The organism is Paenibacillus eucommiae (assembly GCF_017874215.1).
Lineage (GTDB): Bacteria > Bacillota > Bacilli > Paenibacillales > NBRC-103111 > Paenibacillus_AI > Paenibacillus_AI eucommiae.
This window is the reverse complement of sequence record NZ_JAGGLB010000014.1, coordinates 130,293-142,878: the sequence shown is the minus strand read 5'-3', so window position 1 is coordinate 142,878 and position 12,586 is coordinate 130,293. Positions and strand designations below refer to the sequence as shown.

Annotated in this window: 7 protein-coding genes; all 7 read right to left on the bottom strand. The window is 40.3% G+C overall.

The features are described 5' to 3' along the window. Positions 1–164 precede the first annotated feature (164 nt). The 7 genes from J2Z66_RS20435 to J2Z66_RS20405 all read right to left on the bottom strand — a co-directional run bounded on the left by J2Z66_RS20435 (position 165) and on the right by J2Z66_RS20405 (position 12,470). A complete protein-coding gene (locus J2Z66_RS20435; protein ID WP_209973790.1) occupies positions 165–629 on the bottom strand; it encodes a hypothetical protein in 465 nt (154 codons plus the stop codon). A gap of 780 nt (positions 630–1,409) precedes the next feature. Then, entirely contained in the window at positions 1,410–1,685 is a 276-nt protein-coding gene (locus J2Z66_RS20430; RefSeq protein ID WP_209973788.1) for an alpha/beta-type small acid-soluble spore protein, read from the bottom strand. A gap of 186 nt (positions 1,686–1,871) precedes the next feature. Continuing rightward, the gene (locus J2Z66_RS20425) at positions 1,872–2,417 is read right to left on the bottom strand and encodes a hypothetical protein (protein WP_209973786.1); all 546 of its coding nucleotides are present in this window, start codon (positions 2,415–2,417) and stop codon (positions 1,872–1,874) included. A 131-nt stretch (positions 2,418–2,548) separates the two neighbouring features. Next, entirely contained in the window at positions 2,549–5,635 is a 3,087-nt protein-coding gene (locus tag J2Z66_RS20420) for an S-layer homology domain-containing protein (RefSeq protein ID WP_209973784.1), read from the bottom strand. Positions 5,636–6,066: 431 nt separating this feature from the next. Then, positions 6,067–9,954 (bottom strand): S-layer homology domain-containing protein, encoded by a 3,888-nt coding sequence (locus tag J2Z66_RS20415; protein ID WP_209973783.1) that lies wholly within the window; start codon positions 9,952–9,954, stop codon positions 6,067–6,069. A gap of 508 nt (positions 9,955–10,462) precedes the next feature. Further along, the gene (locus J2Z66_RS20410) at positions 10,463–11,578 is read right to left on the bottom strand and encodes a glycosyltransferase family 4 protein (RefSeq protein ID WP_209973781.1); all 1,116 of its coding nucleotides are present in this window, start codon (positions 11,576–11,578) and stop codon (positions 10,463–10,465) included. 139 nt (positions 11,579–11,717) lie between these two features. Next, complete coding sequence (locus J2Z66_RS20405; RefSeq protein WP_209973931.1) at positions 11,718–12,470, bottom strand: WecB/TagA/CpsF family glycosyltransferase; 753 nt, start codon at positions 12,468–12,470, stop codon at positions 11,718–11,720. Between the last annotated feature and the right edge of the window lie 116 nt (positions 12,471–12,586).

The following is a 12,586-nucleotide window of genomic DNA, read 5'->3' as shown; positions in this document are numbered from 1 at the left end:
AAACAATGATCAAGTGTCAAACTGAAATCAGCAGATAACTAAATAACTTTCAATGTCGAATCAGATCATGTAATCTATTTTTAATGAAATTATATCGCTAATTTTTCTTCAATTCGTCAAATACTGAGTAAGTCTTAGAGTTATTTAAAGGAGCTATGCTTCATTTATTCAACGGATAAATAGTACTTGTCAGTTGTACTATGTTCATTGGGTCCAGTTCCATAGACGGTTATTCTATAGTAAGTATTGGCTTTCAATTTAAATGTGCCTATCAAAAAACCGGGTTCATCAATGATATACTGAAAACCATCTGGATAAACCATACTTCCGTTATCAACCTCACGAATCGTATATTGGTAATCTTTGTTCGAGGGACGACTTAAAATTACAGAAACTGGTCGTCCATTTTGATTTGAATCCGCATAAAATATCCAGCCATCCTCATCTGTACTACTAGAAATATAACCATTTGCATAATCCCCCCATGTAAAAGGAGTCGGTGAATTATAATAATCATTAGTAGGTTCTACCTCATCTACATAATTTGCAGCAAAAGCCGATTGTGAAGTAAAGGCAATTGAAGATGCCAACAGACCTATGGTTAGAACTTTAGTAATTTTCTTTAGCATGATTGTTTCTCCTCCTAAATTTAATGTTAAGTAGTGGGAATGCTGGCCAGCATTCTAGGAAATGGATTTTAGTACCATAAATAGAATATATCAGAATTTATAAGTAAATAATATAGGAATAAATTCCTATATTTGTTAAATATACATTTTGAATGGATAAAAAACTTTATCATATTTAATAATTTTAAATTTCTTATCAGATACCGATCAACAGATCGGAAAGCGAATTAGGTAAGGAACACTAAACTAACACCAGCAAAGAAGCCAAAAATTATAAAAAGGTCCTTTCTGAATATAAGCAATCAACTATCTCTAAATAATGGGAGTTAAATAATTTCTTCAATCCGCATCTGAATAATAGGGGAACAAAAAAACTGTTTAAAAAAAAGTTTTGAGGAAAGAAGCGTTACATATTGGCCTTTTTTGGAAACGATTACCCAAGACACTAAAAATAATCAAAGAATAGACTCTATAACGGCGATTTGGCTCAGCTTTTTAGCTACAATAAGACTTAACCTCTATACGCTAATGCGAGTAGATGAGCAAGAACAGTTCCAAAAAAAACTTAATCAAACTCATACAAAAGCTAGACAAAGGGATCTTCATATTTTTATTTGATGATGAATTTATGAAAATTATACTAGGAAGCTGTTACTTGAATAGTGTAAATATAAAAAAACGCCATAACCATGAATGATCTGGTGGCGTTTTTTTATATTTACAGTTTAACAAAAAATCATGATATCATGGTCAAATTTCATGTAATTATAAAACATATTTTCACAAAGTATAAAGAACCTCTTCTGCCCGCTGGATCAACCGCTTTGTAATTTGCCCTCCAACTGCTCCAGAATCTCTGGAAGAAATAAAACCCCAATAATCCTCTTTAACCGAAGATGATGGAACACTTCCAAGCTCAGACGCAAACTCCTCGTTTACATTCGCCATTGAGTTTTTACCAACTGGTAAACCCAACTCTGCTGCAATCTCATACTTAAGAATATCTAAAGCCATCTTGGATTCAGGAACTACTTTATGATTCGAACTTCTTGCCATAGTAGGTATTCCTCCTTCAAATGAGTGTACACCTAGTATGGCAATGAGCTCTTATTATCAATCGTATAAGTTCTTGTCAACTCGGGTAAAATTATGGAGAGCTTTTTAGTAAGTAAAATAAAATATGTAACCAAAATAATAAAACGTTTAAAAAAAGAAAATAAGCTAAAGATAATATTAGAACATTTATGGAGTTACCTTACTTCCATCTTCATTTAACACCAAGTATCCGCCGCGTACCATTATAAATATATCTTGTGTATTTTTGGCAGCAGGCTTAACACCACGACCATCTCTTGGAAAAATAAGCAAATGATTATTTTCAATAGCTTTCCCTGCAGATATATCCTTACCTGCTGTCACATCAGGAATTCCGTTATCATCATTACTAACAGCAACAGTCTTGCCAGTACGTACGATCAGTTCCGCGCCCTCTCCAGCATATAAGATTTGTCCCATTTTCAACTGGACAACCTTAAGTGAGCTTGATTCTGCACCAGCGCCAGGACTTGGAGAAGATGTGGATCCTCCATTAGGCAGACCTGCTATTGCTGAGGAAATTAACTGCTTGACCTTATCTTCGGATAAGCTATTTTGGTCGAAATAGCTTTTGGTTATGACAGGGTCGCTGGCAGAGCCTGGGGCTGGGGCGTCTGCTTTTGTCACATTTAAAATTGGTATTGAAACTAATGCCCCTACAGTGAAAGTTATAATCATTTTTTTAATTATCATTTGAATCTCCTTATAATTATTAATCCACAAAATAGAACCCATCTAACTAGGAATGTATATTAAACACACATTAAAAACAACATTAAAAACAAAAAAGACCCTTTAAAGGGCCTTTATTGTTTTGGATCAAATTAAGGCTTAGTAACAAGTGCTGATACAGTTTTACCATTAGGTGCAACTGCAGTAAGAACAAATTCAGTAACATTTCCAGTAATGCTAAATTTACCAGTAGTAGCATCAAGGTTTACCGATCCATCACCTTGGATACTAGTTGCAGTATATCTGATTCCTAATAGCTTATCGTATTTTCTAATGATGGACTCTGGAGTAGGAGCACTGTTTAATCCAGTATAAGCAATACCGTATTGATCCACTGCTTTAAGTCCCATTAAAAGAACCCCATCATTATTCCCAAGAGCATAATCAAATCTAGCATTGGCTACAGTTAAAGCATCAACTGTAATAGTATCAGCTTTGACAGTAACGTCTTGTGTCAAAGAAATAGTTGTTCCTGCATTAGTATAAACAAATGCAGTTACTGTTGAAGTACCAGCACGGCCACCTAGCACATATCCTTTGTCTGCGGCGTCGCCCGTTCTAACAATGCTGCTATCTGTTGAAGTAACGGATTTTACGTTGTTTCCAGGGAACGCCACTGTATTCCCTGCAGCATCCTTTGCTGTAATTGAGAGAGTCTTACCAAGCAAACTAGTCTCAGGTACTTTAGTGTCACCAGTGGCTTCAACAATGCTGTTATTGTCAGTTAATGCATAAAGGTTACCAATAGTACCAAGAGTATAAGTCAAGTTTGTACTCTTGCTGATTGCCTCCAATGAACGACTAATGCTTGTTGAAGAATCAGAATATCCGGTTCCGGAATCCTTTTGAATAACAGCTCTTACAGTAAGTTTTCCAGTTTTTTCAGCATCTGTAAAGAATTCAAAGCCTCCATTGAAAGCAGCTAGCTGACTAGGTGAGTATTCTTTTTCGAAAGTTCCATTATTCAGTATAGTACCTGAGGAAGTTTCCTTAAGCGTAATACCAGAGGAAGTCGCTGCCTCTCCTGCTACAGTCAATTTAACTTTGTAGTTAGATTGTTGACCATTTGCATTTGGAATATTACTACCTACTGCAATGTTAGCACCATATTGGTCCTTCAATTGGAAGGTTACTTTAGAAGTAGCTCCTAAAATTGCTTTAACAGCTGGTTCAACAGTTACAGCAACACGCTCTGGATAACGAGCTTCTTGTACTTGAATTTGAGTTTGTGCCGAGCTGTTGGCAGTAGCAGTATTGATAAAGCCAGTTACATACACAGAGCTTCTAGCTGTAGTAGCAGGGTTAACTTGAAGGCGCAATTTACCTTTGTTATCTCCATTTACTACGATGTATGGAGCAGCTGTAGTATTTGAAGCACTAAAAGTAAACCTTCCTGCATTGTCAACAATGTCTTGTGCAGTTAAAGTTTTTCCATTCGCATCAGTCGCTACGATAGGAAGATATACATCTGTATCACCGGCAGCTAATGTACCACTATATTGACCAAAGTCAATTTTTGTAGCAAGATTTGCAGCGGATACTTTAACTATAGCTGTTGCAGTGGACGAACCAGCGTAAACATTCACAGTATAATCACTAGTTTTATCTTCTTTATTGATAAGATTAATCCGAATGCGTGGCTCATCATTTGAATCAAAAAGATCTCCAGCTACATAAGCTAAGTTCGGGCTATAAGGGGTAACAATTGCGTTAATAGTTGTAGTAGAAACTTCGTTCGAATCAAACTGGGCTTTTATAATTGGATTGCCATATTGATCGTACAAGCTCAATGGAATAGAAGCAAACTCACCATTTGAAGCTAAGGCTGTACCTTTATTAGAATATTCAACTTCTTTAACTTCAACTTTGCTTAAGAAAGGAGAATTACCTAATTTAAAGGTTTGGTTAGCAGTAAGACGAGTGTCGTTATGATAAATAATCACTGGAACTTGGCTTGAGCCTTGAACTAATCCAGTAATTCCTTTCAAATCATACTTAATGACAAGATTTCCATCTTTATCTTTAGTAGGGGCAACTTGATTGCCTAAAACGAAAGCTGTGAAATTGGAAGATCCAAGTGAGGCTGCTTCGCCATACTGATTAGTAGCTTTTACTTTAACAGTAGCATTAGAGCTGTAAGCAATTGTGTCAGAAGCTCCTACAAAATCCAATTTGCTTACTAATTCATTTTCGCCTGTGAAGGTGCCAGTAGCTTTATCAATACTTTCAGCTTCTAACCCGCTTAATGTAACAGTATACTCAGACGCACTGATTTTGGAATCTGTTAGAGTAAGAACAGCAGATTTACCATCATCAGCAAATTTAGTTGTTGTTGTTACAGCAGCATTACCTCTTGTCAAAGCAAGCTTAGCTTTAGCAGTGTCAACGGCCTTGTTCAAAGTAACTGTTACAGTTTGAACTCCTGTTGCTTTTGCTTCGGAAACAGAAGCTTTAGCAGGAACGTTAATTTGCTCATAAAGTACTTTAGCTTGGTAACCAGACAGTACAAGAAGCTCACGGTTTGCAACGTTAGTTCCACCAAAGCTGCCATCTGTTTGGTTGTCAATCAGTTTCAATTCAAGAGCAAGAGCTACATAACCTTTAGCCCAAGTGGAGACAGTTTTGTCGCTAACACCTGGAGTTGCTTTAGCTTCTGCATCTTTACCAAGAGCGCGAAGCAAGAAAGTAGCAAGTTGTTCTCTAGTTACTTGACCTGCTGGGTTATACTCGCCAGGAGCGTAACCATCAGTAAGATTAGCTTTCTTCAAAGCTTCGATGTAAGGAAGTGCATATCCATTGGATTTGTCATCTGCCTTAACATCTGTGAATGAAGATGTAGTTAAAGTGCTATCAACAGTTAATCCGAAGACTAGTGCTGCTACTTTTGCGAATTGAGCACGGTTCATAGGGTCTTTCAGACCAAATGTTGTTTCGGAAACTCCATCAAAAATTCCTGCGCTGATTAGAGCGTCAAACTTCGCTTTTGTTGCTGCGTCAAGATCTTTAAGATCTGTAAAATCTTCAGACGTCTTAGCAAACGCCATTGAAGAAAACATGGATAATGCCATTGCGGATGAAAGGATAACGGATAAACTTTTTTTCATAACCTTTTTTTCTCCTCCTTGAATATCTTTCGGTTTTTTAGAGTTTCTATGATTATTTAAGCTCGATTCCCTCATTGGCTGATTCACCCCCTTTCCAGAGTTGAGCGTAATTATAACTAAGTTCGTTTTGCAACCAGATTAGTCGCAGTAGAAACTAGTAAACTAAAAATAGGTAATTGAAACAGGCACCACTTCATATTATACAATGGTGGTTTAGCATCGTAAAGAGTTATTTTTGTGAAATCATTCCAGCAAGCTAACTCTTTCAACGTCTTTGTTTGTGTTTCAATGTATTAAACGCTGAGTTTCAGGAAAAGTTGCGATTTGGAGAAAAAACTTTTCATTTTTTTATTTTCTCCTGGTGTGGCTGCCTCGTATGGCTGTTTTGTATATCATTTGTTCCACGGGACTTAGTATACTATGGATCTATCATATTCGTCATCCGTAACAATTTACCAAAAAGATTAAGAGGAAGGAGCCAGCTCAGGCCCCTTCATTTTAGCTCATTATGTTAAGTTTTTCGGGAATGTTTTAAAATATTTCTGTAGTATTCTTACCGTAATTTGTCCTGCTTCGGCCCTTGTCATGTCAGACTTCGGATTGAAGTTAACAAGCGGCTTGCCTTTAGTTGGAGTCGTTGCAGTTATAGGACTGCCTAGTATTATTCCTGCACTGGACAATGCCTCAACCGCAGTTCTGCTATAAAAAGAAATGTCCTGGGCATCGACAAAAGTTTTCTGAAGCTTCGCTGCCAGCTTGTCATCATTGATCGCTTGCTTAAGCTTGTCACTCAGCGCTCTAGTGATCATAACAGAAGCATCTTGTCTGGTTATTAATAAGTCAGGAGCAAATACCTGGTTTTCAAAGCCTTGGATGATGCCAGCCCTTGCTGCCGTTTCAATTTCTGCATATTCCCAAGTAGTCGAACGGGACCCGGGAATAATATCAATAAATGTATTCTTGTTATCGGAATTGATCTTAATGCCAAGAGAACGAACTATGAGCGAAGCAAACTCGCCGCGGGTAATGTAATCATCACTCCCGAATGTATTGAAATACAGGTTAGGCATATATCCTTTGGAGTACAGAGCCTGCAAAATATCACGCGCCCAGCCATGATTGGTAATATCGTCAAAGCCGTACTTAAGCTTGCCCACCATGTAAAAACCGAAACTATCAAAAGGTACCGTTATAGTACGTGCTTTAACATCTACTACACCGCCAAGGTTTTTCCATATTCCATCGTTACCTAGAAAGAAAACAGTAATTTCAGGGCCGGCTTGCGAAACGACAGCTTCATTAAATGACAGCTTCAGCTCCCCTCGTTCACTTGGGACAACTACCCGAGCTTGATTATAGAGCGTGAAAGTTCCATCTGTAGAATACGGAGCAATCCCGCCTGTGGCAGGGCTGTAAGGGAATTGTGACGGCATTTCTCCCATACCTGCTGAAATCCAGTAGAAAGGAGAGATGGCGTTAAAATGCTCACGGCCAAACTGGTTGGAAAACTGGCTGGATAGCTGCGCATTAATTGGAATCGGTGAGGAACCGTTAGGTGTTCTGCCATCCAAATCTATGCCCAGTACCTGCCCGTAATCGTTAACTAGTTCCGTATTTCCCGAATTGGGATCAGCTATTCCAAATAAAAGATTTGCTTGAGGCTGTATTCTGCCATCAAATACGCGTCTTAAGATGGTGTTTTTCGGAAAGTTTAATTGAACTTGCTTATTAAAAACTGAATGCTTGGCACCCATCGCTTCCATGTACATAGTCCCTACATCAGGATCTGTAACATAGTTGACAATAACAGTATCCTTTATTTCTCCTCCGGGACGTTTAACAACAAGATTTACCTTGTTTTCGGCATCAGCCTTTAAACCAATAAGCGTATACGTATATCTGCCAGAAAAATCTGCTCTAGGTTTAGCCGATTTGCCATTAATCAATACATCTGTGGCACCCTGAGCTTCTATATCGAATAAAACAAAGTTTTTATTGACTACAATTTTACTGCCGGTATTTGCAGCAGGCGCTAACAAGCGATACGGTACATTGTCACGATGAATCTCTAAAGTTTGTGTTACTTGAGCTCCATTAATATTTGTTAACTCAACAGTAAACACACGGGTTCCTACGGAAGAAAGCGGAACATTCAGTATCCGAATCCGAAAAGCGCTTTGGTTTCCGTAGAAATCAGCTGCGGAGGAACCTATGGCTACCGATGTAGGCGTCGTTTGTGGCACTGCGTTGGAGCTGATCATGGCATTATAGATCTCTTTGCCACCATCCTTGACCACTACCTGGGAAGCCCCTGAGCCTTCAATAAACAAATCCATGTTGGAATGCGTAGTTGCGTAATAGGTTTGCTTGTTTTGAAACTCTGGTGATGCCGGTAAATAAGTCGATGGATCCGTACTATTCAAATTCCCTCTAACAATTGATGCAGGTGGAGGGGTTAATGGGCGAACATCAGACAAGGTCGGCACGTTGGTGTCGACAATGTAAAATTTGATTTCTTTAACATATTGCCGCAGCACACTGGTTGGGCCGCCTGGCGTTACCGGCACAGCATTATAGTCAACAACAAACTTAATTGTATTCTCACCAAAAAACAGAGGACCACTGTTACGATCTACAGATATATTATTGGCGTTCGCTACATTAGGAAAATCATAGCTCCCATCGGTTAAATTTTGAGGAGATAGATTCAACAGATTATGTGGTGCGGCTGAGTAATCTACATTGTTGATCAGCAATTGGGCATTCAGAAGGTTTGAGCCAAACCCGATAATTTTACCCTTCAGTTGAACCATATTTGTTGTTTTAGAAGAATCCATTTTAAGCACAAGTCCATTGTAAAGACCTTCAAGTGAGACGTAGTTTTTTGAAACATAATTTACTTTGGCCAAGAAAGGCACTGGATTCGTATTCCCGATTGTAAAAGATAAAGTATGTTCTCCTTCTGGCAATCCAGATACTTTAAACACTTTTTTGGTGCTTGAAGGCGTAGTATCAGCTAGCGGTGTAATAGTTAGTGGACTGGTGCTTAAAGGTAACAACGCCACTTTGAGATCTGCAGGGGTTACCAAGTCAACAGATGTATCAACCATAATAAAGAAATCAGGCAGAGAAACTTCCGATCCGTTCAATGCTGACGTTGGCGTTGTAGCTGTGACATTACTTCCTGCAACGTAACCTGGAAGCAGTGAAATTCCTTTGATTAAAGTTTGGCCTACAGCAAGATTAAATGAGTAATTACTGCTGAAAGTAACCGCAGTCGGGGTAAGCGGCATATAAGTAACAGCTATAGCAACTGGTTGACTGGCCGCAAGGTCTGCACCGTCCATCACTAAATCATAGCTGTCCGTTGTTAGAGTAATCAATTTGAAGGCGGGCGCTCCATACGTATTGGATATGACCGTTTCCTTTACACTCTCAACTCCGCCTGGCGAAGCTATAGGTACGACAACTGAGTTTATTCTTATTTGAGAATTCGCATTATTGAAAGGAACATTTTGATAAGGAACGAGGAATTGCAATTCAAGCTCAGCTGTACTCCCTGATCCGGTTAATGTTGGTATGGAGCTTAGCAAACTTTCTTGGGTAGTGGATCCTGTTTGCTTTACCTTGAGCATCGTAATAGGCGTTTGAGGTGCATAATAATAAACCTGACGCTTCAATGTGATCGAATCAGACTCGTTAGATAGCGTAATGTTAAAATTATTAAGCCCTGGGGTTAAGGTCACAGCAGGCGCAAAAAACATGCCGTTGCTCAGCACAGAAGCCCTTTGACCATTTACAATCACAGAAGTTGCATTAGCCGCATTTCCTTGAATGGATGCCGCTGGTGTGGTCAACACTAAGCTTGCCCCTTCATTCAGACTGAAGGATTCAGAATTTGAGATCAATTGCAGGGTGTTGAGTAAAGGAGCCGAGTCATACAAAACATAGAAAACATCCTTTTTGGTAACGGAGCCTTGGCTCCCGGTAAAAGTAAGCCTATTGAATCCAGGGAATAGCTCAATACCGTTGGCATTAAATCGATTGCCTCCTGTGGAAGCCACGGGAAGACTTTCTGTTTTACCAGGCTCAACCTGCCAAGCTCTGCTTGTCTCATTAAATGTGATCTGTTCGATCGTAACATTTAAAGAAGTTGAAGTTACTTGTTGATGAATCCCTGAGATCGACATAATTTTCGCATTGGACAAAAAAGCTGTGCTGCGAGTTAGAAGAGGTGTATGCAGAGCAGGATCTACGGTTATCATATTGGCTGTATTCGATATAGCTACATTATCGGGAATAAAAAAATTGGCAGCAGCGGCTTGGGCCGGCTTCAGAGGCAGGATGGTAAATACCAATGCAGCCACCATTAAATAATTAATTAGCTTCTTCATTACCTTAAAATCACTCCTTATGAATTAATCCATGTATTATATATATCGGCAGAAGTACCTGATTTCTTTAGGAGTCGGCACGGAAAAGTTCTAAATGGGAAAAACGCCTTGTGGCGACCATTGAGGTACGTCTTCGAGAATTCGGTGCATCGCGGAGGGGTATGGATGTGGGCTCCAGCCGCTGTTAATGATTTGTTCCCTTGAATGGTATAGATGTGGGGTTGGAACAAATCTTTAAATGCGGACGCTACCGCTCTTCCACCCACCATTCCCTCTCTCAGCTACAATATGCCGAACAAGCCATTCTCAAACGGACAGCCAGCAGGCTTCTGTTTCCTGACAGAAAGGGATAGTGACAATATGAAAAATCTGCGTCGCTATAAAGCCACAAACTCCGTAATAAACCAGAAAAAACCGCCTCCCGGGTTGGAAGAACGGTTTTTTAAAGCTTACAAAAGGGCGAAGCCCTAAGGTTGTATTATACAATTTTGCAATAAGTGCCTATTGATTATTTACCAAAACGGTCGGTTTGTACAGGTTTGCCCATGATTTTTTGAAAAAATTTAAGGATCGGCTTGCGGCTTTTGCTGATGATACCGATCGCTTCCGCGCCCAAAAGCATGACCAGAAACAGTGCCACGATAATCAGGGTAACGGCCCAGGTCAAATCCTGTGATTTTCCCATTAGCAAGGAACATGCAACTGCACTTCCTCCAAAAATCAAAGCAATTCCATAAATAATAAAAACGGTAGTACGGTGACTAAAGCCTAACTGCAGCAAGCAGTGATGAAGATGGCTTTTGTCTGGCGCAGATATAGGCAATTTATTTACATAACGGCGCATGATGGCAAAAAACGTATCGGATAAAGGCACGCCAAGAATCATAATAGGAATAAGCAGGGACACAACTGCAGCTTGTTTAAAACCAAGGATGGACAAGGTGGCAAGTGCAAACCCAAGGAATAACGCCCCTGAGTCACCCATAAAGATTTTTGCCGGATGAAAATTATAAAACATAAAGCCAATAATGCTGCCAAGTAAAATAACGCTAAGAAGTACTACAGTTGCATTGGGCATCATAAGAGCCAAGATAAGAATGGTCACTGTAGCAATAGCAGAAACTCCTGCTGACAAACCGTCCAGTCCATCTATTAAATTAATAGCGTTAGAAACGCCGACTATCCATAAAATCGTAATAGGAATACTTAACCATCCAATAGGAAGATCATCTACGCCGAATGGGATATTAACTAGATCAATTTTTAAACCAAAGGATACTACAATACTAGCCGCTATAATCTGACCCAACAGCTTCCACTTGGGCGATAACTGAAAACGGTCATCCAGTGCACCCGTAATCACGATGACGAGACCTCCAAGAAGCAGTCCCATACCGGCATCCGAGTTAAAGCTGTTCAATGCTGGGGAAACGATAAAGTAAGCTCCGACAAAAGCCAGAAAAATGGCCAGGCCTCCAAGACGCGGCATGATTCTTGTATGTACCTTACGATGATTCGGCGCATCTACGGCACCTACCCAGAAGGCAAACTTTTTGACGATGGGTGTTAACAGCAATGCCATAAGGCATGAGGCGACAAACCCGATCACATATAAACCATACATTTTTCTTCCACAGCCCCTCTACTATCTATGCAGGAAACCTGCCGACCAAATTATACTCTGTTTCCCAAACAAACACCAACTCTGTTTTTGGGCAAAATGGCCCCTTTCAGACCGCTTTCAGGCAATTAGCAGGATATATTCAATATTTGGTGACTTTTTCTTTCTCGCGAATAACTTTCACTGCGAATTTCGGAAGTGTCAGCATTCTTTTAAAGCGCCAAGGCTCTTGCAAAAGACGGTATAGCCACTCAATTCTTAGTTTTTGGAAAAATAGAGGAGCTCGCTTAAGCTTGCCTGACAAAACATCGAAACTCCCGCCTATGCCCATCATAATCGGCACCTGCAGCTGCTGCTTATACCTTGCGATCCATGGCTCCTGCTTGTCCGCCGATCTTCCTACCAATAGCAAATCAGGCGCGGTCTGCACGATGTGCTGAATGATTTCCTGGTCCTGATCCTCGGTAAAATAGCCATTGCGGCAGCCCACAATCTGAATGCCTGGATAAGCATCCTTCAGCTTATTCGCCGCGGCTTCAACAACCTCTGTGGAGGCCCCCAGCATGTAAACCTTCCAGCTCTTTGGCTCGCCCGCCCGCATGAGCTCTTGAAGCAGATCGTAACCCGCTACGCGTTCCGTCACAGGCTCGCCCACATGCTTAGCTGCCCAGACAACACCAGTGCCGTCAGGAACAATCAATTCGGCCTCCTGCATCATGGAGCGGTATCGCTCATCATGAACCGCAGCCATCACCATAATCGGATTAGCCGTAATGACTTGATGCGGCTGTCTCCGCTCAACAGCTTCTGATAAATATTGCACGGTCTGTTTCATGCCCATTCGGGATATGGGAACGCCGAAGATACGGACTTTGGAAATACGCTCCGCTGGCATTGAGCCCGTTAACGAAGCAGTAGGTTGTCGGTTCAAGAAATCTCATCCTTTAGATACAGTAATCATAATTTAGACGTTGTAAGCATAGTTTTAGTTGCGGAAAATTATGGGTATTG

Bases quoted from the DNA above. Each gene is read 5' to 3' on its own strand.
- J2Z66_RS20435 (WP_209973790.1), bottom strand. From the start codon at position 629: ATGCTAAAGAAAATTACTAAAGTTCTAACCATAGGTCTGTTGGCATCT.
- J2Z66_RS20410 (WP_209973781.1), bottom strand. From the start codon at position 11,578: ATGTATGGTTTATATGTGATCGGGTTTGTCGCCTCATGCCTTATGGCA.
- J2Z66_RS20405 (WP_209973931.1), bottom strand. From the start codon at position 12,470: ATGCCAGCGGAGCGTATTTCCAAAGTCCGTATCTTCGGCGTTCCCATA.
- J2Z66_RS20430 (WP_209973788.1), bottom strand. From the start codon at position 1,685: ATGGCAAGAAGTTCGAATCATAAAGTAGTTCCTGAATCCAAGATGGCT.
- J2Z66_RS20425 (WP_209973786.1), bottom strand. From the start codon at position 2,417: ATGATAATTAAAAAAATGATTATAACTTTCACTGTAGGGGCATTAGTT.
- J2Z66_RS20420 (WP_209973784.1), bottom strand. From the start codon at position 5,635: ATGAGGGAATCGAGCTTAAATAATCATAGAAACTCTAAAAAACCGAAA.
- J2Z66_RS20415 (WP_209973783.1), bottom strand. From the start codon at position 9,954: ATGAAGAAGCTAATTAATTATTTAATGGTGGCTGCATTGGTATTTACC.